At 34.0% G+C, this 26,942-nt stretch carries 24 protein-coding genes; 15 read left to right on the top strand and 9 right to left on the bottom strand.

What is annotated here, in order from left to right; all coding sequences use genetic code 11:
- Nucleotides 1-129 precede the first annotated feature (129 nt).
- Nucleotides 130-924, bottom strand: a complete 795-nt coding sequence (locus PLI06_02145) for a hypothetical protein (protein ID HOI76398.1) — start codon at nt 922-924, stop codon at nt 130-132.
- Nucleotides 925-1,213: 289 nt separating this feature from the next.
- Between PLI06_02145 and PLI06_02140 the strand changes: the two genes are divergently transcribed.
- From PLI06_02140 to PLI06_02090, 11 genes are all read left to right on the top strand, one after another.
- Entirely contained in the window at nt 1,214-1,897 is a 684-nt protein-coding gene (locus tag PLI06_02140) for a peroxiredoxin (protein HOI76397.1), read from the top strand.
- A gap of 233 nt (nt 1,898-2,130) precedes the next feature.
- The gene (locus PLI06_02135) at nt 2,131-2,886 is read left to right on the top strand and encodes a class I SAM-dependent methyltransferase (GenBank protein ID HOI76396.1); all 756 of its coding nucleotides are present in this window, start codon (nt 2,131-2,133) and stop codon (nt 2,884-2,886) included.
- A 144-nt stretch (nt 2,887-3,030) separates the two neighbouring features.
- Nucleotides 3,031-3,675 carry a metallophosphoesterase gene (locus PLI06_02130; GenBank protein HOI76395.1) on the top strand — a complete coding sequence of 215 codons (645 nt, stop codon included), beginning with the start codon at nt 3,031-3,033 and terminating at the stop codon, nt 3,673-3,675.
- A 34-nt stretch (nt 3,676-3,709) separates the two neighbouring features.
- On the top strand, nt 3,710-4,132 hold the full coding sequence (locus PLI06_02125; protein HOI76394.1) for a hypothetical protein: 423 nt from the start codon (nt 3,710-3,712) through the stop codon (nt 4,130-4,132).
- A gap of 53 nt (nt 4,133-4,185) precedes the next feature.
- Entirely contained in the window at nt 4,186-5,103 is a 918-nt protein-coding gene (locus PLI06_02120) for a bile acid:sodium symporter (protein HOI76393.1), read from the top strand.
- A gap of 27 nt (nt 5,104-5,130) precedes the next feature.
- Entirely contained in the window at nt 5,131-5,598 is a 468-nt protein-coding gene (locus PLI06_02115) for an MGMT family protein (GenBank protein HOI76392.1), read from the top strand.
- Between the two features lie 98 nt (nt 5,599-5,696).
- Nucleotides 5,697-6,239, top strand: a complete 543-nt coding sequence (locus PLI06_02110) for a pyruvate ferredoxin oxidoreductase subunit gamma (protein HOI76391.1) — start codon at nt 5,697-5,699, stop codon at nt 6,237-6,239.
- Between the two features lie 7 nt (nt 6,240-6,246).
- The gene (locus PLI06_02105; GenBank protein HOI76390.1) at nt 6,247-6,534 is read left to right on the top strand and encodes a 4Fe-4S binding protein; all 288 of its coding nucleotides are present in this window, start codon (nt 6,247-6,249) and stop codon (nt 6,532-6,534) included.
- Nucleotides 6,534-7,712 carry a pyruvate ferredoxin oxidoreductase gene (porA, locus tag PLI06_02100; GenBank protein ID HOI76389.1) on the top strand — a complete coding sequence of 393 codons (1,179 nt, stop codon included), beginning with the start codon at nt 6,534-6,536 and terminating at the stop codon, nt 7,710-7,712. Before PLI06_02105 ends, porA begins: the two co-directional genes overlap by 1 nt.
- 2 nt (nt 7,713-7,714) lie before the next feature.
- On the top strand, nt 7,715-8,620 hold the full coding sequence (locus PLI06_02095; protein ID HOI76388.1) for a thiamine pyrophosphate-dependent enzyme: 906 nt from the start codon (nt 7,715-7,717) through the stop codon (nt 8,618-8,620).
- Between the two features lie 72 nt (nt 8,621-8,692).
- Nucleotides 8,693-9,610 (top strand): hypothetical protein, encoded by a 918-nt coding sequence (locus PLI06_02090; GenBank protein ID HOI76387.1) that lies wholly within the window; start codon nt 8,693-8,695, stop codon nt 9,608-9,610.
- A 167-nt stretch (nt 9,611-9,777) separates the two neighbouring features.
- Here the strand turns inward: PLI06_02090 and ade are convergent, their stop codons facing one another.
- Nucleotides 9,778-11,424, bottom strand: coding sequence for an adenine deaminase (gene ade / locus PLI06_02085; protein ID HOI76386.1), 1,647 nt, complete (start codon nt 11,422-11,424; stop codon nt 9,778-9,780).
- Between the two features lie 143 nt (nt 11,425-11,567).
- On the opposite strand from ade, the gene PLI06_02080 reads away from it, so the two are divergent.
- Genes PLI06_02080 through tgtA form a run of 4 tightly spaced genes read left to right on the top strand, consistent with a single transcriptional unit; the run spans nt 11,568 to nt 14,237 of the window.
- On the top strand, nt 11,568-11,726 hold the full coding sequence (locus PLI06_02080; protein ID HOI76385.1) for a hypothetical protein: 159 nt from the start codon (nt 11,568-11,570) through the stop codon (nt 11,724-11,726).
- Entirely contained in the window at nt 11,719-12,204 is a 486-nt protein-coding gene (locus PLI06_02075) for a hypothetical protein (protein ID HOI76384.1), read from the top strand. The genes PLI06_02080 and PLI06_02075 overlap by 8 nt, the downstream gene beginning before the upstream one ends.
- 23 nt (nt 12,205-12,227) lie before the next feature.
- Nucleotides 12,228-12,482 carry a MoaD/ThiS family protein gene (locus PLI06_02070; GenBank protein ID HOI76383.1) on the top strand — a complete coding sequence of 85 codons (255 nt, stop codon included), beginning with the start codon at nt 12,228-12,230 and terminating at the stop codon, nt 12,480-12,482.
- On the top strand, nt 12,483-14,237 hold the full coding sequence (gene tgtA / locus PLI06_02065) for a tRNA guanosine(15) transglycosylase TgtA (protein HOI76382.1): 1,755 nt from the start codon (nt 12,483-12,485) through the stop codon (nt 14,235-14,237).
- Here tgtA and PLI06_02060 read toward each other — a convergent pair.
- The 7 genes from PLI06_02060 to PLI06_02030 all read right to left on the bottom strand — a co-directional run bounded on the left by PLI06_02060 (nt 14,212) and on the right by PLI06_02030 (nt 26,935).
- Nucleotides 14,212-15,039 (bottom strand): type II secretion system F family protein, encoded by an 828-nt coding sequence (locus tag PLI06_02060; GenBank protein ID HOI76381.1) that lies wholly within the window; start codon nt 15,037-15,039, stop codon nt 14,212-14,214. The two genes, tgtA and PLI06_02060, sit on opposite strands and share 26 nt — an antisense overlap.
- 13 nt (nt 15,040-15,052) lie before the next feature.
- On the bottom strand, nt 15,053-16,027 hold the full coding sequence (locus tag PLI06_02055; protein ID HOI76380.1) for a type II secretion system F family protein: 975 nt from the start codon (nt 16,025-16,027) through the stop codon (nt 15,053-15,055).
- A gap of 4 nt (nt 16,028-16,031) precedes the next feature.
- Complete coding sequence (locus tag PLI06_02050) at nt 16,032-17,918, bottom strand: type II/IV secretion system ATPase subunit (protein ID HOI76379.1); 1,887 nt, start codon at nt 17,916-17,918, stop codon at nt 16,032-16,034.
- Nucleotides 17,919-17,989: 71 nt separating this feature from the next.
- A complete protein-coding gene (locus PLI06_02045; GenBank protein HOI76378.1) occupies nt 17,990-20,380 on the bottom strand; it encodes a hypothetical protein in 2,391 nt (796 codons plus the stop codon).
- Nucleotides 20,377-21,534 carry a hypothetical protein gene (locus tag PLI06_02040; GenBank protein HOI76377.1) on the bottom strand — a complete coding sequence of 386 codons (1,158 nt, stop codon included), beginning with the start codon at nt 21,532-21,534 and terminating at the stop codon, nt 20,377-20,379. The genes PLI06_02045 and PLI06_02040 overlap by 4 nt, the downstream gene beginning before the upstream one ends.
- Nucleotides 21,525-22,322, bottom strand: coding sequence for a hypothetical protein (locus tag PLI06_02035; protein ID HOI76376.1), 798 nt, complete (start codon nt 22,320-22,322; stop codon nt 21,525-21,527). The genes PLI06_02040 and PLI06_02035 overlap by 10 nt, the downstream gene beginning before the upstream one ends.
- 122 nt (nt 22,323-22,444) lie before the next feature.
- Complete coding sequence (locus PLI06_02030) at nt 22,445-26,935, bottom strand: hypothetical protein (protein HOI76375.1); 4,491 nt, start codon at nt 26,933-26,935, stop codon at nt 22,445-22,447.
- Nucleotides 26,936-26,942: the final 7 nt, after the last annotated feature.

Raw genomic sequence — 26,942 nt, 5'->3', positions numbered from 1 at the left:
ACTTATTAACTAGCATAGTTTATTAACTTTAACTGAATGATTTTACTAATGTTATAGGGAATTGGAATATAAGATTAAAATAAACGAAATGGTTTATCCAAGAAAAGAGCTTTAATAAATAAAATAAATCTATTCTTCCTTGCCTAGGCCCAATATCTTCATGAACTGTTGCATTGGAAGGGATTTTGATTCTCTGCATACGACGTCTAGATATGCAAGGTAAATGTCGGCGTTACCGTTTCTAGAGTCTTCCCATACCACCCGGTCACAGTAGATTGCAGGAAAAGACTGAGCACTTGTATATGTGCATATAGGGAACTCCTGCTTAGTTTTCAGATTGTAGCCGTAGATATCTGTAGTCCCACTTCTCTTATCCTCCCAGACGACGATGTCGCCATATATTGCAGGAAAATACTGAGTATTTACAGCTGTGCATATAGGGAAATCCTGCTGGGTCTTTAGATTGTAGCCGTAGATGTCCCAGTTATCGCTTCTATAGTCCATCCAGACGACGATGTCGCCGTATATTGCAGAATATCGCTGAGCACTTGCATACTTGCATATCGTTAACTTCTCCCCAGTCTTTAGATTGTAGCCGTAGATGTCCCAGTTAGGACTACTTCTATTGTCCATCCAGACGACGATGTCGCCGTATATGGCTGGGTTCGTTTGATTTCTTTCCTCTGTGCATATGGCAAACTCTTCCTTAGTCTTTAGATTGTAACCATAGATGTCATTTCCAGTAGTATTGTAGTCTCTAGTATCCTCCCAGACCACTATGTCGCCGTATATTGCAGGACGCTGCTGATTATGTGTATCGCTAGTTATCATTTTTTCAGAAAGAACTTTTGTTCCCATAACACCAGAAATCGTGGTAAATACAAGAACAGAGATAATCAGAAATATCTTTATTATTTTTTTCACAATAAATCACCGTTATAATTGCCAAAATAAATTGGTAGTTAATATATAAACATTTGCTTATCGATTTAATTCATAGTTTATTAAGTTAAGCTGAATGATTACTAAGTCTTTATTAAAAAAAATATTTAGGAAAATAAGAGAATCTTTAATTAATATTAATTATTATATAAAAACTAATATTCTTTAAATTATTTATCTTTAAGATTATATTTCAAAATGTATAAAGTTATATATATTCAATTTCCAATAAATCTAGCAACATAAAATAAAATGTTGAGTTGGTGAATAAATGGAAGAAGAATCTAAACAACAAATGAGTATGCCATTAATAGGTGATGACGCACCTAAATTTAAAGCAAAAACTACAATGGGAGAAATAAATTTTCCAGAAGACTACAAGGGTAAATGGGTGATATTTTTCAGTCATCCGGCAGACTTTACTCCCGTATGCACAACTGAATTTATGACTTTTGCATCAATGCAGAAAGAACTCAAAGATTTAAATTGTGAGTTAATAGGATTATCGATAGATAGTATTTATGCCCATATAGCTTGGTTAAGAACTATAAAAGAAAAGATCGAATATAAAGGCATGAAAAATGTTGAAATTATGTTCCCCGTAATAGAAGACTTAAAGATGGATATTTCAAAGAAATTTGGAATGGTCCAACCAAATGCATCTACAACTCAGGCGGTAAGGGCGGTATTCCTAATAGATCCTAAAGCAAAAGTAAGGGCAATGCTCTATTATCCGCTATCAAATGGAAGAAATATGCAAGAAATCAAGAGATTACTTCTTGCAATGCAGAAATCAGACAAAGAACAAATTGCAACTCCGGCCAACTGGCAACCGGGCGACGACGTAATAATTCCGCCTCCCGGATCTTGTGGCGTGGCTAAAGAAAGGATGGAGAAAAAAGAAGAAGGCAAATACTGTCTTGACTGGTTTATGTGCTTTAGAAAAGAAAAATAAATTTAAAAAATTATTTATTTTTTTAATATATTTTTTTTAAATTTTGGTAAATCTATAGACATAATTATCCAGATAGGATTAGACCCATTTTGTATTATCAAATTCTGGGTAGCATAAAAGACTCATTAATACATATTAGACTACTATCCGAGAATTATTATTTTAATTGACGAGATTTTACTTTTCAGGAAATTGACAAAAATAATATAAAGAAAAGTAGAATGAATTTATTCATGGCAAAATGGTACGAAGAATTATTTCAAAATTATGCTGAAACTTACGAAACAGAAGGGTATACTAAAGGAACAATGGGAGAAATAGATTTCATTGAAAAAGAAATTAAAAAAGATAAATCTAAGAAAATTATAGATATCGGTTGCGGTACAGGTAGGCATTCTATAGAACTTGCAAAAAGAGGATATAATGTAACTGGGATTGACCTTTCTGAATGTATGTTGGAGAGAGCGATAGAAAAGGCTAAGGAATCTAAAGTAAAAGTTGATTTCATTAAAGCAGATGCAAGAGATTTAAAATTTGAAAAAGAATTTGATCTTGCACTCATCATCTGTGAAGGTGGATTTCCATTAATGGAGACCGATGAAATGAACTTTATGATTCTTCAAAATGCTGCTAAGTCCTTAAAGGATGGGGGAAAATTAATCTTGACTACTCTAAATGGTCTTTTCCCACTATTTCATTCTGTTAAAGATTTTATCAACTCCAATTCTGTCGATGGAAAAAATCTGGAGAATACATTTGATTTAATGACCTTCAGAGATAAATCAGTATTAGAGTTTACAGATGACGATGGAAATAAAAAGAAGATCAAGTGTGATGAAAGATATTATGTTCCCTCTGAAATAACATGGTTATTAAAATCATTGGGATTTAAAAAAGTTGATATATACGGCTGCAAGCAAGGAGCGTTTAGCAGAAAAGATAAATTAACAACTGAAGATTTTGAGATGTTGGTAATTGCCGAGTATTGAGTTATTCCTACATTACGCAAGATTTAAAAATACAATTATTGATTGTGAGTTGAGGAGGAGGTATTATTTCAGCCATATCGCCAGTATGCTTTTTATTACCTTCTCCTTCAAAATCTTTAAATAGAAATTATTGACTTCTGTTTTATGAATATTTGTGCAATAACGGATATACATGGAAAGAAAAGTTCTTTAAAGAAATTGTTTGATTCTATTGATATAAGAGAATTTGACCTTTTACTCTGTTGTGGGGATATCACTTCATTTGGCGGAGAAAAAGAGGCCAAAGAAGTATTGGAACTTATACCAAATATCCAATTCTATACTATTTTTGGAAACTGCGACAAAAGTGAAGTCAAGGACCATATAGAATCATTAGGGATTTCACTCCATGAAAAGGAAGTCAAAGTAGCAGATTATGCTATAGGGGGATTTGGGGGATCAAATAAGTCTCCTTTTGGAACTCCTTCTGAGTATGAGGAAGATCAAATAATGGCAGGACTTTCAAAACTTTCCTTTAAGAATATGGTTCTAGTAACTCACGTACCGCCATATGGAACTAAATTGGACAGGATTGGGAATAGCAAATCAATAGGAAGTACATCAGTTAGAAGTATCATAGAGAAAATGCAGCCGCTTGTTGCAGTTTCTGGGCACGTTCATGAATCAAGAGCAATTGATTCTATTGGCAATACTCAACTGCTAAATCCTGGGCCTTTAAAAGAAGGTTATTACGGAACGATAAGAATAGATGCAAAAGTGGTAAAAGTCGAACTAAAAGAAATCGATTAAATATATTTAAATACAGGTAAAATAAATTAATTGCATGATTTACGAGATTCTGATAGGTGCAGTTGTTTTAATAGCAATCCTTTGTGTAATCTATTTCTTTTATGCCCCAAAGAAGGAAGGCATCCCAAAAGATCCTGCCAAAAGACCAATTCCAAGAAAAGACGTTAGTTCAGTTCCTTATTACTCCGAAGGAGAGGTAGTAGTGGAAGATGAACTATTTGGGATGAAAATGATCTGGGATGCTTATGAGGAAAGGGTTGAGAATTTTGTAAAGTTCCTTGAAAACTCGAGAGGAGTACGTGATCCTAAAGTAATTAGTAATTTTCAGGATATTGAAGGCGAGTATGTCAAAATGAAAAAAAGACTCCGCCCGTTTCTAAGGGATCATATGGTAAAAAGAATGGATGAAAGAATTTTATATGCAAGGAGTCTAATTGATAAAAAATTCAGATATTAGATAAGACTTTTACCTACAATAAACTTTAATATTAATCTATTTTATAATCCTTGATGTTTGGGATTCCTTTAATTATAATTATTTCTTCTATAGTACTCGGCATCTATTTTCCTTCATATGGAAAAGAGATATCCCCAATAGTGCCACTTCTACAAAGCATCCTAATCTTCTTATCCACAATTAAAGTCGATTTTAAGATTTATAAAAAATACATAGAACTCTTAAAGCCTTTTTTGCTGGGATTCTTCACATGCTATGCTTTCATCCCGGTACTATTCTTTATTATAGGGATATCCCTCCTCAAAATGAATTTAATCAATTTTCCATTATTTATTGGAATTTTCATCACAGGATCTGTGCCTCTGGCCGCAGGGTCTACTCTAGTATGGTCCAAAGAGCTAGGCGGGAAAGTTGAGATTACTTTACTTTTGATAGTAACAACTATACTAGCATCTCCTCTAATAACTCCAACTTACATATATCTAATTCTAAGGGATGAAATAAACGTCAACGCCCAAAAGATGTTCTTGGAGATGGCACTAATAATCTTCATCCCTGTGTTGATTTCAATTATTGTCAGGAAAAAACTTACAAAAATTTTGAATTCAAATATTTCTTTTTTTGTTATGGGAATCATAATATACATCGCAGTTTCCAAAAGCGTTGAAAGGCTCGACTTAGTAAAAGATTATTTATTTCTTTCAATATTCTTATCCCTATTTTTCATCATCGTTATAATTTTATTTATGACAATCTCCTCTAATATCTTAAAATTGAAAATGGAAGAAAAAGAATCAATTTTTATACCGTCTTTTTTTAAGAATATAAGCCTTGCAATAATTGTTGTTTCGTTTTTCGAGCCTGAAGTTGTGTTCTTCCCAGTTGTTTACTATATTGTTGAACAGCTTTTTTCCCCACTTTATTATGAAATAAAAAAACTAAGATCTAAATCAATAAATTATTTAAAATAAAAACAATGATGGTATACAGGAATTAAGATGAGTACAAGAAATAAATCATGGAGAGAAAAATTAGAAGATAGCAAAGATTTGCCAAAAGTTGAAATAATAACCGAGAAGATGTCTAAAAGATGGGGGGAGGGTACAGTTGTTATTCCTGCCCCTATTGAAGTCAATGAAATAATGAGAACTGTTCCAGAAGGAAAGCTAATTACGATTGATCAAATTAGGAAAAAACTTGCAGAAAAACACAATGCGTCTATAGGGTGCCCTTTGACTACTGGAATTTTTGCATGGATTAGTGCTCATGCTGCAAATGAGGCCGCTTTGGAGGGGAAGGCAGATATTACCCCCTATTGGAGAACTCTAAAAACAGGAGGGATAATAAATGAAAATTACCCTGGTGGCATTAACTATCAGAAACAGCTTTTGGAAAGAGAGGGCCATAAAGTAATTCAGAAAGGCAAAAAATACATTGTCCAGGATTATGAAAAAATGTTAATTTAGTTAATGGACCTTATTTTATAAGTTAACTTATTTATCTTCGTACTTAGCAGTAAAAAGCTTTTTAAAAATATAAAATCATTATAATCTAGAGGGATTTTTTGATAGAAATAAGATTTCATGGGAGAGGTGGGCAAGGCGCTGTAGTCGCATCAAATATTCTAGCCGACGCAGCTTTTCGAGAAGGAAAATATGTCCAAGCTTTTCCATACTTTGGTGTTGAAAGAAGGGGTGCACCCGTTACTTCGTTTACAAGAATAGATAAAAATCCCATTAAAATAAGAAGTCAGGTCTATACCCCAAATTATATTGTTGTCCTTGACCCAACACTAATGGATGTCACAGATGTAACTTCTGGTCTGGGAAAAGGAGGAGTAGTTCTCATAAATTCCGACAAAGATCCCAAAGATTACAATCTTTCTTTTAAGACAGCAACTGTTGATGCAACATCAATTGCATTAGAAAACAAACTGGGCTCGAAAATGGCACCTATTGTAAATACTTCTATTCTTGGCTCGTTTGCCAAAATATCCGGAGAAGTTATGCTTGAATCTATATTATTAGCGATAAAGGAGAATATTCCTTCTAAAAAAGAGGAGAACATTAAGGCCGCAACTCAGGCCTATAATAAAACTATAATGTAATGATCATATGAAAAAATTTGAAAAATTATCATCAATAAAGGATTTACCCGAAGCCTCTGTGTCGAATGTTCCGTCACTTAATCAAAAAACTGGAACCTGGAGGGTCTTTAGACCAGAGGTAGATAAAAGCAAATGCATCAAATGCAGCATTTGCTGGAGATGTTGTCCCGATATAGCCATATATGTTGATGAAGAAGGATTCCCTATTATTAATTATGATTACTGTAAGGGATGTGGGATATGCGCTCACGAATGCCCTAAAACTGCGATTAGAATGGGGAGGGAGGGAAAATAATGGTAAAGAAGATAATGACTGGCAACATAGCAGCTGCTTGGGGAGCAAGGCTTTCTAGGGCAGAAGTAATAGCCGCCTATCCCATAACACCTCAGACAATTATCGTTGAGAAACTTGCACAATTTGTTTCAGACGGAGAGCTCAAAGCTGAATATCTTCACGTGGAATCAGAACATTCTGCAATGGCCGCATGCATCGCAGCTTCTCAGACAGGAGCCAGAACATTTACAGCTACATCCTCCCAAGGATTAGTATTAATGCATGAACTCCTTCATTGGGCTTCTGGCGCAAGAACCCCCGTAGTCATGGCAAATGTAAATAGAGCTTTGGCCCCACCTTGGAATGTATGGGTTGAACATACAGATATGATGTCTCAAAGAGATACAGGATGGATACAATTTTATGCTGAAAGTAACCAAGAGGTACTAGACACCGTAATAATGTCCTACAAATTATGCGAAGACAAAGAAATCCATTTGCCAGCCATGGTGGGCTTAGATGCTTTTTATTTATCCCATACCTCCGAGATTGTTGATATCCCTGATCAAGATTTAGTCGATAATTTTCTTCCACAATATGATCCTTTGTACTCGCTAGATATAGAAAACCCACTCAGCATTGGGTCTCTTTCAATGCCTCACCAGTGGTATTCTGAATTCAGGTACAAAATACAAGAAGCCATGGACAGAGTAATACCAAAATTGAATCAAATTGAAGAAGATTTCTATAAAGAATTTGGAAGGAAATATACTGGCCCACTGGAACTTTATAATGTTGATGACGCAGAAGTTGTCCTGATTGTTTCAGGTGCGGCTGCTGGAACTGTTAAAGAAACTGTAGATTTATTTAGAAAAAAAGGAGTAAAAGTTGGGCTTATTAGATTGAGAATGTTTAGGCCATTTCCTTCAGAGGAACTAAATAAAGCATTATCAAAGGTCTCTTTTGTAGGGGTAATTGATAGATCATTCTCTTTTGGGCACGAAGGTGCAATTTTTTCTGAGTTGAAAGCATCTCTGTATGGGGTAAAGAATTCGCCCCTGATTAAGAATTTTATTCTTGGGATAGGTGGCAGAGATATTACTATGGACACCATTAGCAGAGTTTATGATAATTGTTTCAATTGTTTAAAGAATAATAAAATTGACAATCCAGTTGAATGGATTGATATTAAGGTGTAATTATGAAAAGAGCAGGTATACCCACTGAAGAATTTATTTATTCCGGTCACACAGCATGCCCCGGATGTGGAGCTATGCTAGTTGCTAGATATCTCCTAAAAGTTTTGGGGAAAAACACAATAATGAACATACCTGCTTGTTGTTTTGCGGCAATACCAGGAACTTTTCCTGATACCTGTTTAGGTATACCCTTATTGTATAATGCCTTTGAAACGACTGCTGCTACAGCTTCAGGTGTTGAAGCGGCTTTGAAGATTAAAGGTAAAAAAGAAAAAATCACAGTTGTTGGCTTTGCAGGCGATGGTGGCACCGCCGATATAGGGATTCAGGCACTTTCTGGTGCCATAGAAAGAGGTCATGAAATTATGTATGTATGCTATGATAATGAAGCTTACATGAACACCGGGATGCAGACCTCTAGTCTCACTCCAATGGGTGCTACAACTACTACAAATCCAGTTGGGAAGCATGGGGGATGGAGAACTAGAAATAAGAAGAATATGATGGAAATAGTAGCAGCGCACAATATTCCTTATGCAGCTACAGTTAATCCCTCTTATCCAATGGATTTCATTAAGAAAATAGAAAAGGCAAAAAGCATCAAAGGACCTTCTTATATCCACGCTTATTCTGTTTGCCCGACTGGATGGAGGTACCAACCAGAAATTGGCCTAGAAATAGGGAGACTTGCAACAGAGACTGGAATATTCCCCTTATATGAAATTGAAAATGGCACCTACACCATAAATTATAAGAAAAAGACAAAGCAAGTCATTGAATACTATAAACTACAGGGAAGATTCAGACATCTGTCAGAGGATTTCGTTAAAGAAGTTCAAACGATCATAGATAAACAATGGCAAAGACTTCAAGATAAAGAAGAATGCAGTAACAGGCAAAAATTATAGAATATTAAAGCAAGATTTTTATAGAACATATGCTACTATTGTATATTAAAAATATCTTAGATGTGTTTATTGATGAGATTTCTACATATTAGGCCTTACTTAGTATCAATATTAATAACAATATTGTTCTTATTAAGTTGGGCCCTATTTATACTTATCAAAATCAATATACCACTAAATTACCTTGATGGAGATTCTCAAGGCTATATGCTGACTGTGACAACTTTACTTTTTTCGTTTTTAGTAGGCCATTACTTCAATTCACGTTATGGAAGATATATTATGATTAGAGACTATCATATTTCAAGACATTCAAGATGCATTTCACTTATAGATATATCGAGCTCATTCACCAATAGCGAAACTCTTTCAAAAAAGGTATACGAAAAACTTAGCGATATAGCCATTATTAAAGAGTTGTGCGGTTGGAGCGAAGGGTATATTGAAGAGCCTTACTACAGAAATCTATATTGTCTTTTAGAGGAAACGGAAATAATAAGTAATAAAGATTCAACAAACTACAGGATATTTTTTGATACAATAAATGAAATAAATGAATTCTCAAGAAAACTCAACACCGTGGGCAGAGATAAATTCGGATATTTACGATGGCTTTTACTTGCCTCCCTTTCCTCAGTCATAATATTACTTACACTTTCAGTTCCAACTTCTAATTTTATTAATTTGGCCCTCCTCATGTTATTCCCTCCAATTATCTTCTTGGTCATCTATACAATTATAAGTTACCAAAATATGGCGTTTCATATAGAAAGGACTTCAATGGAGATAAATCAAAAAATATTTGATGAAATAGGAAAGAAAAGATTCTACAAAAAGAACAGGCTTAGATTTGTTAGGGTTGATATCAGAAAAAACAAAGATCTTTACATAACAGAAGATGAGCTTACTGGGAGAGATAGAGATATCTATTTGGATTATATAGACAAGAGTTTTTATGTCAATAGATCAAACAAAAAACAGCACAACTAGAAATTATTATTTAACTGGAGGAACTTCCAGTAGAAATAAAGGGGTAATAGACATTATTATACTAGGATTATAAAGGCATAAATCATTTGTATATATACATAATAAATAATTATTATCCTAATTTATATTCTAATAAATAAGCAATAATTAAAAATTATATTTAAATATTAGCTTACGCACAAATCAATAAATCTAAATTTTTCAGAATCAAACAATCCTTTATCTCCAATCTTTATTTTTGGTATAACTAGTAATGCCATGAAAGATAGAGTCATGAAAGGTGCGTTTAATGTACATCCCAAAGACTTGGCAAAGTTAGTAACATGCCTGTAGCTATCTGCAACTTTAGAATATTCTTCAAATGTCATTATGCCAGCAACGGGGAGTTCTAAAAAGATTTTATTCTCTCCACAAACACATCCAATGCCACCCCTATTTTCGATAATCATGTTCACAGCGTTACATATGTCTTCGTCAGAAACACCAACGACAACTATGTTATGGGAATCATGGGCTATGCTAGAAGCTATTGCCCCTTTTTTTAGGCCAAAATTTCTTATAAATCCAATTGGAACTTCTGAATCTTTATAACGATTCACAACGGCGATTTTTAATATGTCTCTTTCTATGTCAGATACTAAATTCTCATTGACTATTTTTGGTTCAATGCTTATATCATTTGTAATAAGTTGACCGTCAATTGCTTCAATAACGTTTATATTGCCACTTTTATAAGATAAACAAAAATCTGATATCTTTTTCTTTTCTACTTTAAAGTTATTTATCGTTTCAAAACTCCTGTGTTCAATGTTTGTTTTACCTTTGTGGGAAACGACATTTCCATTAATATATGTTGCAAGGATATTCAACTCTTTTAGATTATCTGCAACTAAGAAGTCAGCCGGATCACCTTCTTGAAGCAGCCCAACATCAAGCCCATAATGCTTAACAGGATTTACAGAAGAAACCTTTAATATTTTGAAAATATCGATGCCGTAATTTATTGACCGCCTAACCATCTGGTCAATGTGCCCCTTAACCAAGTCATCCGGGTGTTTATCATCACTACAAAACATGCAGGAATCATAATGTGTATCGACAAGAGGGATTAAAGCTTCAAAGTTTTCTGCAGCAGAACCTTCCCTAATCTGTATTTTCATCCCCTTTTCTATCTTCTCAAGACCTTCAGCTCTACGAACACACTCGTGATCTGTAGTAATCCCTTTGCTAATATATTTTTCCAGTACTTCTCCGGATAATCCTGGAGCATGTCCATCAATTTTTTTAGAATATTTTTTTGCGACATTTATTTTTTCTATTAGATCCTTATCATTATTTATGACACCAAATGTATTCATTACCTCTCCTAAAAATTTAACATTGTCATTACTAAATATCTCTTCAATCTCTCTAGCTCTAAGGCAAGCGCCACTAGTCTCAAAAGATGTTGCCGGAACGCAGGAGGATGCCCCAAAATAAAATTTTAGAGGAGAAAGTTTAGAATTCTCAATCATATATTGTATTCCTTTTATTCCTAAGACATTGGCTATTTCATGAGGATCTGAAACAGTTGCTACAGTTCCATGGATAACTGCAATTCTAGAAAATTCGTAAGGGATTAACATTGAACTTTCTATATGTATATGAGAATCTACAAATCCCGGTATAATGAAATTAGAATAAATATTATCGTCTCTTTGAATTTCAGAGATTTTATCGTTTGAAATTGTTATTTTGCCAGGGTATATTTCATGATTAATTGGATCTACAATATTTCCAGAAATAACATTCACATTTTTATCCATGAAATCCATAATCTAAAAATCAAGACAATATATAAAATTTTTGAATTGCTTTGAGATATCTACAAAATAGAGATATTATGGATTGCATGTTATCTTGATAAAGCAAGGGCGCATCAAAATATATATAAGAACAAAATCATTATCAGGCTTTGGTGATTGATATTTGCAGTGTTGGTGGAAGTTTTGATGTAGATATGCCCGAAGGTCCAGAAGGCTATGTTTGTACCGAATGCGGTACACAGTATAAAGGAATTGGAAAAAATCCAAAATGCCCAAAATGTTCTTCAGACAAGGTTATAAAAATTGGATAATAATTTATTTCTTCCTTTGGGCGATGAGGAGATATTGTTCCTATCCCATAAAGATTACTTCTTAGGGATAGTAAAATCTAAAGGTAAATCCTTCTTGTTGGAAACTGATAAAGAAGAGATAGTTCTTGGAACGGGAAATGATGATATTCTTGCTGTTTCCTCTTTCGCAAAAGACACAAAAATTAAAGCAATCATGATATCAGCATTATACTCCCTGCGGGAGTTAGCTTTTCCACTTATAATCCTAAAAAAGGGCCATCCTGCTTCCAAGAGGCTTAAATTGGTCTTTGGATGCGGGGATAAAATAATTCTAGATTCTTGCATAGAGGCGGGTACTCATCCAAATCAGCATCTTCTTTGCTCTACAGAGGCTTTATCAAGACTTTATATATTATCAAGAAAAGAAGGTATTGAGATAATTGATCCTCTTAAGAGAAAAATAGAAATAGAAAGGATGCCTTTTGAGTTAAGATTATAAAATCACTTGGTATATTAAATAGTATGAGGGTTCTCTATTTTGGAGATTTAAAAGATATCACTTTGAAAAGAGAAGAAATTATTGAAGTTGAATCAATTAAAATTGGCAACCTAAAGAATCTTCTTTCAGAAAAATATCCTCTATTGAAGGAATCTTTTTTAAAGGATGAGATAAGGATTATAGTAAATGGAAAGGACTATTCTTTTACAGGTAGAGATGAAACTCTAGTTTCAAAAGGATTTGAGATAGCTCTTTTTTCTCCAGTAGGGGGCGGATAAATGTTTGAAATAAAAGCAAAAGATGGATTAGGCAGAATAGGAAAACTATCGATAGGCAAAAAAAAAGTTGAGACCCCAACACTGATGCCAGTTATTAATCCCAATAAGATAGTCATTGCCCCAAAAGATATGGCCGATTATGGGGCAGAAATGCTAATCACAAATTCATATATTATTTACAGAACTCCAAAACTCAAAGAAGATTCTCTTGAAAAAGGAGTTCACAAAATGCTCGATTTTAACGGAGTTATAGAAACTGATTCCGGCTCTTTTCAGATGGCCGCATATGGCGATATAGAAATAGAAAACAAAGAGATACTACAATTTCAAAAAGACATTGGAGTTGATATCGGAACGTTTCTTGATATACCAACTCATCCCGATGAACCTCACAGAAAGACTCTTTCAGACCTAGAGATAACTCTAGAAAGGGCAAGAGAAGCAATCGGATTTGACCTAGACCTAAATGGAACAATCCAAGGGGGAACTCACCTAGATCTAAGAAAAAAATCGGCAGAGGAGATGAGTAAATTACCTTTTACAGTGAATCCAATAGGCGGTGTTGTTCCATTGATGATGGAATACCGATTTAGTGAATTGGTGGATATTATCCTAACGGTAAAAGGAAGTCTTTCACCCTCAAGGCCAGTTCATCTTTTTGGTGCTGGACACCCAATGTTACTGTCATTATCGGTTCTTTTGGGTTGCGACCTTTTTGATTCCGCGGCGTATGTTCTCTATGCACAGGATTCAAGATATCTAACTTCTTATGGTACAAAAAAACTTAATGAAATGAAATATTTACCATGTAACTGCCCAGTTTGCAGGAAATATACTGCTCAAGAGCTAATTAATGAAAATGATCAAAAAAGATTAGAACTTCTTTCAAGCCATAACTTGCATGCAACTTTTGAAGAAATCAAAATAATCAAGGAAGCCGTACATGAAGGAAATTTATTTGAACTTGTTGAAACTAGGATTAGAAGTCATCCGAGATTACTACTCGCATATAGGAGAATCAAAGATTATTATGGTCTTTTAGAAGAATATGACCCCTTTACGAAAAGGTCTTCGATATTCTATACTGGTGCAGAATCCAATTTAAGGCCAATAATGCAAAGAACTAAGGAAAGAATAAAAAACATAGAATCTAAAAAATACGATGAGCATCTCTTCTTTGGAAAATTCCCAAAAGAACTTGAGTTTACTTATCCTTTTGGCCAATGTGAAATGGAGGAAGAAAGAAAAGATAGAGGGGACTCTGAACTAAATGACGAGGATATAGTAAAAGTAATTGCGGAATATCAGTTTGGCCCAAACGTTGGAGAAAAACTTTTCCATGATGTCGTTGTTAAGAGATCAAAAACTGGAATGATCCGTTATGTCTTTGATAAAAATGGAACTATGCTTGCAACTATAAGGGCTAGAGATGGATTATTTACTCCAAATATTGAGGGTCTAAAAAGATTGAAGGATATAATCCCATATCCCAAATACAGAATAATTGTGGATGACGAAGCTGCACCTTTCATTAAAGACGGTGCAAATGTATTTTCAAAGTTTGTTATTAATCTTGATAAAAATCTTAGGGCATATGAAGAAGTTCTTATTGTGGATTCAAATGACAATCTTTTAGGAACAGGAACTTTAATGCTTTCTCCGAGAGAGGTTAAAGCTTTTGAAAGAGGGATGGCCGTTAGAACAAGATGGGGAATAGAAAAAAATAATATCAAAGAAGACCAGATAGAAGACTAGAGCCGATAATAAATCTAAATGTTAGATATCCAATTGCAGTTAAAATAATACTGTGTTTGATCCCGGAAAATAAAGAATTTGTTGTCATCTTTCCAATCATGAGCCCTGCTAAAGCACCATGTATGATAAGCATGTTTTGAAATGTAGTCTTAAATGCCTCTTTATTTATTGACTCTTTGGCAGTTGGAAGTGTTATTTCTGAGAATATTTCAACGAACTGGGTCTGAAGTAAGAAAACTACTGAAAGAAATACAAGATAAGAAATATAAATAATGCCTGTATACTGGCTTAATTTAGAAGCCTGCTCTTTTGCAAGACCCCTCATCATTCTTGCGCTTTCTGCCGCAGATTCCAAAATCTTTATGATATTTCCCCCAGCATGATGAGCGATAACAATAAGAGATACCGTACCTTGTACATTTTCACTTTTTACCTTATCTGAAAAAGATGTTAAGACCTCATCAAATGGGACCCCCCAAGATATCTTTGAAGCCATAATCTTTATTTCATCGGTAAGTCTCCCGTAATCATCCTCCTGCGCCATCTTTATGGCTTGGGGAAGGGTCATTCCTGCAGCTTGAGAATCGGCAAGTGCTCTTAGAAATTCAGGGAACTGATCTTCTATTTCAGTAATCCATGCTTGTTCTCTCATTTTTAAGAAAAGGTAAGGGCCAACCGCAACGGCTATACCTGCAATAGCTAGTTCACTTAAGTTTAAAATGAAAAATCCCATCAAGCTAAGAATAATCCCTGCAGCTATACTGCCAATCGTTACATACACGTTATAATTTTTTTTCCTCAATTTTTCACCTGCATTATCTCTTTGGAGCCACCTGATCCACCGCTATTATGAATATAGCATAGCCTATAGGCAGCCCAAAATATACAACAATATTATTAATCAAATTTACCTGCGACATTGGGGTTCCCATTATACCCATAATTGTTGTCATGATAATAATAAATACTGGCCCTACAACTAAAGCTGTAACATAAGTTTCTGCTATTAAACCGATAGTTTCAATTGCAGCTTCAGTTTTCATTCTTTCAACTTCCATTAATCTATTTCCTTCAAGATACAAATACTCTTTGAGATTTCCACCTGTTCTTATGGTGGCTATCATCTTCCATAAAAGTTCACTGAAGAGAGGAGAAGGAGATCTGTTAGCCGCCCTTTGAAGAGCTTGAACTAAATCGAGTCCAAAGTTTTCAATATCATTTAAAATTTTTTCAGATTCTCTTGATACTTCGCCATATCGCCTAAACTCTACAAGCGACCAAAAGATAACGGCAGGGGGTACCCCTGTTCCAGCTATTGTTGCCATTGTATTGACAGCGTTTGTAAGTGCAAGATTAATTTTTCTTGATCTTTCTCCAGCTTTAAACGATGGATAAACCCAGAACACTAGAAAAGTTGTAACGGCAGTTAGAATTGAAATTAAAATAATTAAGACTAAGTTAAAGACAAAATCAACAGGCTTTCCAGGGGATATAATTTCATTTATAAAATTTCCCAAAAACAGAGGGACAATAATTATCGATACTACTAAAGCAATAATACCGGCAATTGCAGTACTAAGAATCATTGCACTGACATAAGCACCAAGATTTAAGGGTATATCACCTTTTCTTAAAGGGCCATGGAGTTCTTCAAAACTTTTTAGCCTTTTGTCTACCAAAAAACCAAATCTTTTATGGGCCATCTTTCCATAATTCATGAAGAAGCCCCTTTTTTCGTATCTTTCGATTTCTTGGACTGCAATGTCCTTCTCTTTTTTTCTGCCCAGCATAGGCTCAACTTTTTATTTTTTCTAAGATTGAATCCGGATCTCTCATATATACCTTTATTATATCTCCTACATCTCTAAAGTTAACTATATTATTCTCAGCCATCCAGCCTAAAACAAGAGATCTTCTGTTTATTTCTTCCCATACTTCCTCTTGTGTCATACCTCGAGATATAGATATTCTTTTTACTATGCTACTCTCTTTTGCATCATATATGAATTCATCAGACCCTGGATCCCACCTAAAAACAGTTTGATATATAGGTTCTCCTTTTTTCAAATCCATTCCAGTTATTTCAACAACTTCTTTTACTCTTCTGATTGCTTTTCCTTCTATTTTTGCATGAGTTAATAAGAAACAAATATTTAATGATTGAAGAAGTGCTGGAGAGAGACTAATGGGCCTTGTGGTAAGCCTATTGATTAAAGCTTCCATTGAATCGGCATGTATTGTCCCCATACCAGGGTGCCCTGTAGCCATACCCGTAAACATAACGTTAGCTTCAGCCCCTCTAATTTCACCAACTACTAGGTAATCAGGCCTTTGCCTTAATGCTGCCCTTAGTAAGTCGAACATGTCAACCTCTCCCTGCTTCTTTCCTTCAGAAGTAGAGGCGCCAAATCCAGATCTAGTGACTGCAGGCAACCAATGTTCTTGGGGGAGATTTAACTCTTGAGTGTCCTCAATTGTTACTATTTTTGCTTCTGGTGGCAAAAATATAGCAAGGGCGTTTAACATAGAAGTTTTACCTGTTGCTGTCCCTCCAGAGATAATTGTGGAAGCTGTATAAGAGTGTTCAAGCGCCAACCACATATATGCAAATATTCTTGGTGGACAGGACTTGTAATTAATCAATTGCACGGGTGTCATTGGATCTGTTTTAAATCTTCTAATAGTAAAAGTAGGACCGTGTTGCGTGACTTCTCTTCCAAATGTGGCCTGGACCCTTGAGTTATTTGGCAATCTTCCATCGAGTAAAGGTTCTGCAACTGAGATATGCCTATTACATCTTTGTGCCATCTTAATGATTATGCTGTTGGCATCGTCATCTGATTTGAAAACGATATTCGAAGGGAGAGATCCATATTTTGCATGATAAACATAAATTGGGATTCCTGTTCCATCGCAACTTATATCTTCTATTAAAACATCATGAAATAAAGGTTCTATTGAGCCAAGCCCAATATAATTTCTTCTTAAATAATACATGATTTTTTCAAAAGCGTCAGGGGATAACTTGAGATTTAATTCATCAACAACTTCCAAAGCCTTGTTTTCCAAATAATCAACTAATTCGCTCTTTTCTTGAAGACTTTTGAAATCTACTTCGAGTTCTTCTTGAATTATCCCTTGAATGGTCATAAGCCTAGTTTTTTCATCTTCAGAGAGCTCAGGTTCTTCAATTAAATATACCAGTTTAGTTATTTTTTCATCCCATTTAATCCTTGCATAAGCATATGGCTCTATCAAAGGGTATCTTTCATTAAAACCCGTATAATCTTGAGTTTTCCATTTCTGAGGGATGACGAGTATATCTTGATCCTTCATTATTACCCTCTTTTCTTCTTCCATTGAGGGGAGTCTACCACCTTGGATAGTAACAGGACCAGATATGACAAAAGTTGCACTGCCTACTGTTGATGCGACTTCTTTTGCAACGTGAGCTGTGACTTCACTTTTTATTTTTTCAGATATTTCCTTCTTTGTTTCACTTAAAATATCTTCTGAGGACGAAATTGCTCCAAATCCACCTAATGTTGCGCCTTCTTTCTTTAAAAAGTCAACTTCACTCTTTTTCTTGAGCTTCTCATAATTAGATTTTGGTTCACTATCTAATAAAATGTCAGATTCTTTGAGTTTTTTTATTAATTTGAGAGCCCCTCTTTTTCTCATAACTCATTCCTCTATTATTAGTTTCTATTAATGCATATAAATAGTTATCGGTATTGGAAGATAATTTTAAATTATTGATAAACTTTAAAGTTATAATACTGGCTTGTTTCTTTTTTTATGCCGTCAATCTCAAATGAATATGTAAATACAAGCAGGTAATCGCCTGGCCTTTTTACATTATATCTGTATGTGGATAACAAAGTAGTAAATTCTTCGATATTAGATCTTCCTGACCGCTCTAGGATTGGGGTGTATTGGTAATATGGAACTCTTTTAAGTAAAACTCTTGCAGGTTCGTCTTTGTGGTATGGAATTATAGATATTACTTTGAATCCAACTCCTCCACAATAGAATACATCATTTTCTAAAATTTTATTAGACCCATTCACATAAATATATCCTTCACCGTCATCGATAGTTCCGTTCTTGTTTTCATCTATCCTGATTTTTATATATTTGTTTAAAGTGTTTATTTCTTCAAATAATGTTCTTGTATCGCTAAGCCATATATATTGATTTTGCGCAGGATAATACATATCATATTCAAAAAAGTTTTCGCTGTTAATGGATGAGAAGCATGCGAGTATCCCATCGTCTGTTATTACCGCTCCATTGGTATCACTTGAAAAAGAAGGGCTTTTGGATTCAATTATTATTTTCTCAGTTGTATCATTATAGCTATACTTCCATGTATTGACCACTTTGTATTCTTCTTGATTCCATCCGTAAAAAAGTCTTGTTTTTCCAATGGGAAATTGTTTCATTTCTGGAGTCATATCAAAATACTTAAAATAAACGTGCCATTTACCGTCTTTATTTAAGAAAGTAACACCATCCAATACTAGAACGTAATTACCTAATACCACTGGGTCTCCAATTTCTAAGGATATATCTTCTCCTGAGAGGGTTTCAAGAGTTATTTGATATGGATCAATATTTCCAAATTCATCTCTAACCAAACGAAGTTCATATGTACTACTACTTAATTTAAATTCTCCATAATCCGGTTTTCCTGGAACATCAATCTTAGAATCTAAAGTATCAGTACTCCTCCTAAGAAAACTCACTAGATTATTAGAGATACTCCTGACAATATATTCTTCTCCTCTCAAATTAAATTCAAATCCTTCTTCAATCGGATAAGCAGGAACACATACTAGATTTCCTAATGAATCTCTTCTGCATCTTTGAATATCAATAAGTGATTCATTAGTTCCATCCAATTCATAAATCCCTTCTATTTTTCTAGTTAGCGTATTTATTTTTACTTTATATCTAGAACCCTCTGATTCAAAGATTCCTTCATCAAGGACTAAATAAACATTAATTATTTCCCACATCTTTATTGAACTTCCAAGTTTTTTTGAGCCATTGATATCCTTGTCTGTAATAGGGCTTTCAAGGTCATTATGGATAGAAGAAGAAACAATGACTGTATCCCCTGTTACAATCTCTGTAGTTCTGATGCCATTCTCTTTAATTGCCAATACATCTATTAGCCCATATCTTAATCCTGGCGCTTCGTTAGGATCAAATGATTGTTTTCTTTTCTCAGTTTCCTGAAGAGAAACTTGTATGTTGAATATTGTATATTTGACATAGTCATCCTTTTGCCCATTTGGGACATAATTAATATCTGTGATTTTAATTAGGTAATTATCTAATAAGAAGACATTTCCCTCATAAAATTTAGAAACGCCGTCGACATTGATTTGATTCCCATTCTGGTCTAGAATATTTACATAGTTACTTCCATCATTTCCTATATTAAGAGAATAGTTTTCTAAGAAAGGTGCTCTGTTTTCAATATTATTCATTCCTGCATATGTAGTTCTATACTCTCCCAAAGTGTATGCTCTATTACTATATACTATTCTTGAACCAGACGAATAATTCCCTTCCTTGTATATTATTTGTCCATTCCCATGAATTACATAAGGATTTAGAGGTGTAGCATCAACTAATTTATTTAATGGTGCGACTTCAAACTCTCCTATGTCTGAACTCATCAGATATCTTTTAGGAGAATCTGAAATTTTTCTCGTATCAACTAATATTTTTCTATTGAAATTCCCAACTTCAAATATTGAAGGCCCAATAAATAAAACATCATCATCGAAAGTTATGCTACTTGATTTAGTTACTTCTATACCAACATCAAGCCTTGAGAGGTAGTAATTCAATTCTTTTTCTTCGATTGCATAATGTGCAGAATATATACCTGCAAATGCATTATGTATTGAATCAAGTTTTCCAGTTCTATATATTTCCTCGAATGCATTTTTAGAAGTATCTCTAAAAGAACTTTCAATATAGCTAGAGATAAAAGGGATATCCGAATATCTTATGTCTTCTACAGACTGCGATACTTGCTTGTAGGATAAAAGTGAATATTGAATAGCTAAAAGAGATATAACCACAAGGATTGCAGCAAAGATAAAAAATTGGGATTTATTGTTCAAAATTTCTCCCTCCCCATTATTAAAGATACATAATAGGCCCGAACATTGCCGCTAGTGTCAATAGTAGAAACAATTCTTTTGGCAGAAATAATTGAATCCATCTCTCCAGGTTTTTCTAGGATAATTATATCCTCCTTATAAGGGATAATGTTGATAATTATATGGCCATTATTATTAATCCCATTATATGACAAAGTTTTAATGTTCCCTGAATAATCTCCAAAAACGGTCCAGTCTCCTTGTCTTAAGCCTTTAGTATAAGTGGAAAATTGGTTTGGCTCGCCGATTTTCTTTTCAATGTCAAGTGTATCTGCACTAACACTGTCATGAGCAGTGAATCTAAAAGTATCCTTAAAGATATTGACTGTTTTTGTAGTTCCAATTAGATCAATGTACATTGTTTCATCAAGTAATACAAAGGATATAGAATTACCATCTCTTGCAATGTTCGATATCTGATAAGTATACTCATAAGTGGCACCGCCATAATACGATGAAAAAGAAACTAAATCACCTACCTTTAGAGGAGTTTTACTTGAAAGTTTTGTCGTTGAAGTAGAAAAATCTATAGGATTTGAAGGGTCTCCTCTCTCAAGTTTTAAATACACTGTATCGTATCCTGGAATCTCATCGATTAGGTCAACTATTAACAAACCATATATCGTTACACTACCCCCATCGGGGAAATATATTGTGTAATCCCCTGGCCATCCTGTTTGCGTTTCATGGAACTTCCAAATAGCACTGTCGTTTTTTAGAGTATCAACTTTGTAGCCATTTGTAAGAAATCCGGGCTTGATAGTATCTTCACTGGCTTCGCCGTGCGTGCCTATATATACTATATTTGAAATTTCAAAGATATTAAATTTGTAAGCATAGCCTGATGGTATAAGAGACCTTAGTTTCGTTTCAAGGGCATTGAACTCTCGATTTGTGATATAATAACCAAGTTCACTTTGATTGTTGATTACTCCTTTTTCTAATATTACTAAAACATCTTCTGCAGAATTTCTTGCATTAATTACCTCCCACGAGGGATTTGAAGAAAATGTTGTCCCTGCATCACTTAGTATAAATGAAACGCCCAGTATCATTATAACTGCTGCAATTATGGCCTCAAATGTTCTCATTACAGATTTGTTATTCATGAACATAATCTATTTCCCTCCCACATAATCAGAGTAAGTCTCTTTTCGGATAAGTATCCAAATTCTTCCACTAAGACAAGTCTAGATATGACAAGAACTATATTTGAATAACTTCTATTTGCACCCAGAATAATATCAGCTGCGTCAATATTCAGAATCTGTGCTCCATCTCCTGATTTAAAGATGTCTGTAACTATATAACTTCTAGAATCAAGTATGAAATTATCACCCTTAATAAATCCTGGTTTTGGATCATTGTTTTCATCACGACCATAGATCTCATTGATTATTTCGTCTTGGAAATCTTTGTTCATATTTACGTCTATGAAAAGATGATCATATTCTCCGTCCTGATCTTTATCCACAATTAAAAACTCATAGTATCTAATTCCTAAAGGCGTAGGTTCAGTATTAAAATGTGGCGGATATGTGCCATCAGGAAGTGTATAATTGTAATCATCCTTGTCCCTCTGCGTCATTATAGCTATAGTACTAACTTCTGTATGGGTAGAAGATATCACTATCTGAAGATCATAAACAGATCTTTTATTTGAATAATCTAATAGTCCAAGTTTTCTTAATAGTGAAATATAACTATTAGTTGAAGTTTCAAGAGGGCATATTGGATATCTAGAAGTATCTTCATTTGCTACAAAGTCAACCATTTTGTCGTAGGATAACACATGATTTCTTGAAACAAGACCATAAGTTGGGTCAGACATTATTTTTTCTATAGAAGTAATTGCAGTTAGTTGGACATCCACATATTCAGTTTTTTCAAGATAAGGATTCAATGAGTTTGCAGCAATATATACTACATAAAGAAAAGCTATGGTAAATATCCCAAGGGCTATTATATTGTCAATTATATCCTGCCCTTTCCTAGATTTTTTAAATTTAAAGAAGATTTTTATTTTTAACCCTCCTGTGGGTTGGGCGACAAATAAGCGCCATAGCTAGTTATAACAACATATTTATTTTTTGAAGAACTTGAGATTGTTCCATATATACTCATTCCCCTAAGTTCTTTAATGTATTTAACGTCTGCATTATAAGGATCATAAATAGTTAAATGAGTTCCAGTTCCTTCAATAATATATTCTCTTGACCCAATAGTATTTGGTAAATCTAGATTCACCCATATACCTTCTTCAATTTGGATGTTCTTTGTTGGCGCAGAGGTATATGCCATAATATTATTGAACAGTCTTATCATGCCTCTATCAATAAAACTAATTATAAAATTGTTATCAATTATGTTCCCATAAATAGATTCAATGCCATATGTAGTTTCTATTGGCCTTCCTTCATAAGTATTCATATTAAATTTTGTAAGATCTTTTTCATAAAGAACTCTCTCATCGGAAAACAAATTATTTCTATTGGTATCTATCGTTATCCATTTCTCAGACATATATGTCTTGAAATTATTTGAAGCTCCAATTGTAAACTTAGATAGTAATCTAAATTTATCATCATAAGGGTCTGTAGGATTTCCAAATTCAATTGCTTCAAGTTCAGAAAAAGTATAAGATATTGGGTTAAGATTAGTTAATGTATTTGCTGTTCCATTAAGGTCGTGTCTGTTAAAATTCCAGCGTGTGTAATTATTTCCTGCACCTAGTGCGATTAATCTTCCATCAAAAGTCATGAACACTATTTCTGATCTCCCATCATTATTTATGTCATCTACGATAACTGAAGAACGTATAGGGCTTGGATTTAGAGGGGCGTATTTCCAGTTATTCACAATGGCATTCTGACTATTCTGATCTGTATCTCTGTAAGAATGACAGTATAAATCTCCTGCTTCGTTTCCTATTAATATATCTGAAAAAAAGGAATCATCTTCTCTGACATATGTAGAATAATTATTTATTTCGACAATTGCAGGGGTTGCATAGGTATGATTATTCTGAGGAATTGACCCCCATCCACCATTTATTGCTTCATCTTTAATTATGTGGGTAAAATCTAAATGTGCAACTTTTATGTTTGATCCTACTGGAACAAATACTTGAGGGCCTCTATGAGATTGACCTTCAGGCGAATGTATTACAGGATGCCCCCCAATTATTTCATTAGCATTTGAATTTATTCTAGTTGGATCATTAGCATTTGTAATAATTGGTCGGGAGATGGGTGTTCCGTTACTTCCGTCCAACATTACTGTGTCGATAAAGTTTTGATTATTTCTAGTGCGAACAATAGAGATTATAATATCTTCATAATCATTTTTATAGTCTGTCTGTACAATTGCGGGAGATGAACAAATATAAGACAAAGGCATTTGGGGATTTGGTATAACACTAGGAACTCCTAGTGATGTGCTCCAATCTGGACTATTGTTTAAATAATAAATCTCTGAAGAATTCCTTTTTCCAAAATAAACTCTGACGACTCCATCAATAGCTCCCCATACAACATCAAGTTCTCCGTCACCTTTAGAATCCAAATTACCGCCCCCATTGAAATAGCCTACGGCTGGTGAAGAGTTAGGAATCATAAATTCAAGCGACCCGGATACATTTCTCCCAAAGAAACGTGCGTCATAAGGAGGATTAGCTACCGTTACCGAATGTTTCAACAAAAGTGATCTTGGATCAAGTGGATTAATACCACTAAATATTTCTTTTCCGCTGAAAACATATAGAGTACTTGTAATTGTAGGATTATTTGTAAATGATTTAGTATTTGCATTATACCGTAAATCGGCTATTTTTGTATCAATAAGTATAATATCTTTATATCCATCTTGATTAATATCTGCTAAAATTGGTGAAGACATTAATGCTCCATCTATCTCCAAGCTCCACAATAACAATCCATCTTGTCCCCTTAGTATAGAAACGGTGGAAGGTAAAGTATCAATTTCCATTCTATTGTTATTTCGAGTAAAAGTAGCTTGTATTGTTGCACCACCCACAACAATCTCAAAATCGTTATCACCATTAATATCTCCAATTGTAGGAGATCCAGCTATTCCTGCATAATTATAATAAGTATTTCCAGATCTAGATGGATTATTTATTGTAACAACAGGTTTTTTCCAAAGTATACTGCCATCAGAACCTTTTATTGCAGTTACATTTCCATCTCTTAAACCGATTAGAACATCTATAATACCATTATTATCAACATCAGCACTTGAAGGGGAAGAAACATTCATAAAAATAGGATATTTATCTAGCGCTATATCGTAGTTATCATTATACTTGGGTTTTTTGAAAGCATACTGATTATCCAATTGAGGTGACCATTTTGGTATCGGTGAAGAAAGTTTTTCCCTATAATCTGGTGTTGGTTTATCTCCATTTTTTTCTATATCAAAATAGATATAATAATATCTTATTTGTCCAGGAGAAGTATTAGAATCTGAGATGCCTTGTGTTTGTTCTGATACCCCTAAAGAGAAATACACATAGAATGGCGGATATTCTTGCCAAAACAATACATCTTCGTTGGGATACCTTCTTTCATAAAGCCTAAAAATTACATTCTGGTACCACGTATAAATTTGATTATCTGGAACACTCATTTTTAATCTTATTTTATTTTCACCTTTATGGAAATACTTTTGAGGTAAGACCACACTGTATTTGGCATATCCTTTAGATACACCATCATAAGGGTCCCAATATCCAGGGATATTTGTTGGATATGCTGGTAAAGGAGACAAATGCTCCAATAATTCCCTAACAGGTATATCATTTATAGTAATATTAAAATCTGTGTCACTTCCTCGATTATTAATATCGTAAGGTGACCCAAAAGGTTCATCTTTATGCTGAGCTCCAACAGGAATTTCTATCTCTAATCTTAAATCTTTTGAATCTTCTAATTCAAAAAAAATGGTATGCTCGTGAAATTCTTTTGGTACAGCTCTGTAACCCGATTCCTCAAGGTTAGGCCTAAATGGGTAACTTTGACTAGATATCTCGATTGCATTTCCACATATCCCCCTAACTGGATCTGCACCTATAAGTTCAACTACCCGAATAGAGTCAAAATTAATACTAGTATCCTCAAGGTCTAAAAAACCCTCTTTGGCAAGTTTATTAATATCAAAAGTCGGATCAATTATTATTTTAACTGGCTCATTTACTCGGGTAATTGTTGTAGAATTAACTGCCACAAGTTTTCTAAAATGCCAATCAGGCGGATTGCCAAGTTCACCAGGGTCCCACCATGGACACACACTAAAGGTATTATCCACAATAGAGTGAATATCTATTGGAACAGTTGTTGTAACTACCTTGCCTGCTCCCCAAGTTGAAAGAATAAGGGAAGGATTGTTATTGAGGTATGGCGCATATGGTACCTCTCTCAATAAAATTTCATTTGCTGGCCCATCAACAAAAGGATCGAGTATTGTTGCATTTGCAGAATAATAACTTCCCGCAATTTCATAAGGTTCTAAGTTCTGGGTAATATTGTGTTGTTTTGAAACTCCAATGGTATCATATTTACCTTTGTCGAATGTAATGTTGATTGGAAGAAAATCATATTTCTTTTTTGAAGTTGGACTTTGTGAAAGCATTATTAATGAACCACCACTTTTTATATAGTCATTTAAGATGTCCTTAGTAGGACTTTCAGACAATGACTCAATCATATCAGAATTAGAAGGGATGAAAATATTAGTATAATAATTAATGTATCTATTATCAATCCCATTTTTTTTGGTGTTGACTATAAAATAGTTTGAAGGATAAACTGAATAAGTATTCTCCCCGCTATTATAGTATTCGCTCCAATAACTTTTAGGGTATTCTAAAAGAAAACAGGACTTTGCCAGAGATTCAGGTGGTTGACCTGCATCTCCAATTACTGCAGATTTGAATGTGGGGGTCAAATGAACTATGTATTCCTGACTTCTTCCTGATACCATCGGTTCAATCTTATATAAAAAGAAATCACCTATTATATTTTTGTCTTTTAATGCAGGAATTGTTGGATTGGAGTATATATTATAACTGCCATCAAGATAAAATCTTGTATTTAAGTATACGTTCTTTGTGTCTTTAATTTCTGCCAATATGTCTTTTGAAGACAAGGATAATAGATTGGGTTTTGAAGTATTATATTCAATTCTAAAAAATTCGTTTTCTCCAATATATTCTTGGCCATCATATGCTAAAGGTATAACCATATTTGTTTGAACAAGCGTTCTTTCAATCCAAGCAATTTCGTTGTGGGCTACCGTATTTTCTATATATGTAGCTATATTTTGAAAACTTTTTTCATCTATACTTTCTGAATAACTTTGAGAAAAATCTTCAGATGTTCTCCAAAAGAATACAACAGTTGCCAGCAATATGGCAATTAACATTATGGCCATGACTACATGCATTTGGGATTTTTTAGAGTTAATAAAATTATTATTGAATATACATCTTTTTTTCATGTGCACA

The organism is Methanofastidiosum sp. (assembly GCA_035362715.1).
Lineage (GTDB): Archaea > Methanobacteriota_B > Thermococci > Methanofastidiosales > Methanofastidiosaceae > Methanofastidiosum.
The sequence above is the reverse complement of the archived record's forward strand: the minus strand, read 5'-3'. Positions and strand labels throughout refer to the sequence as shown.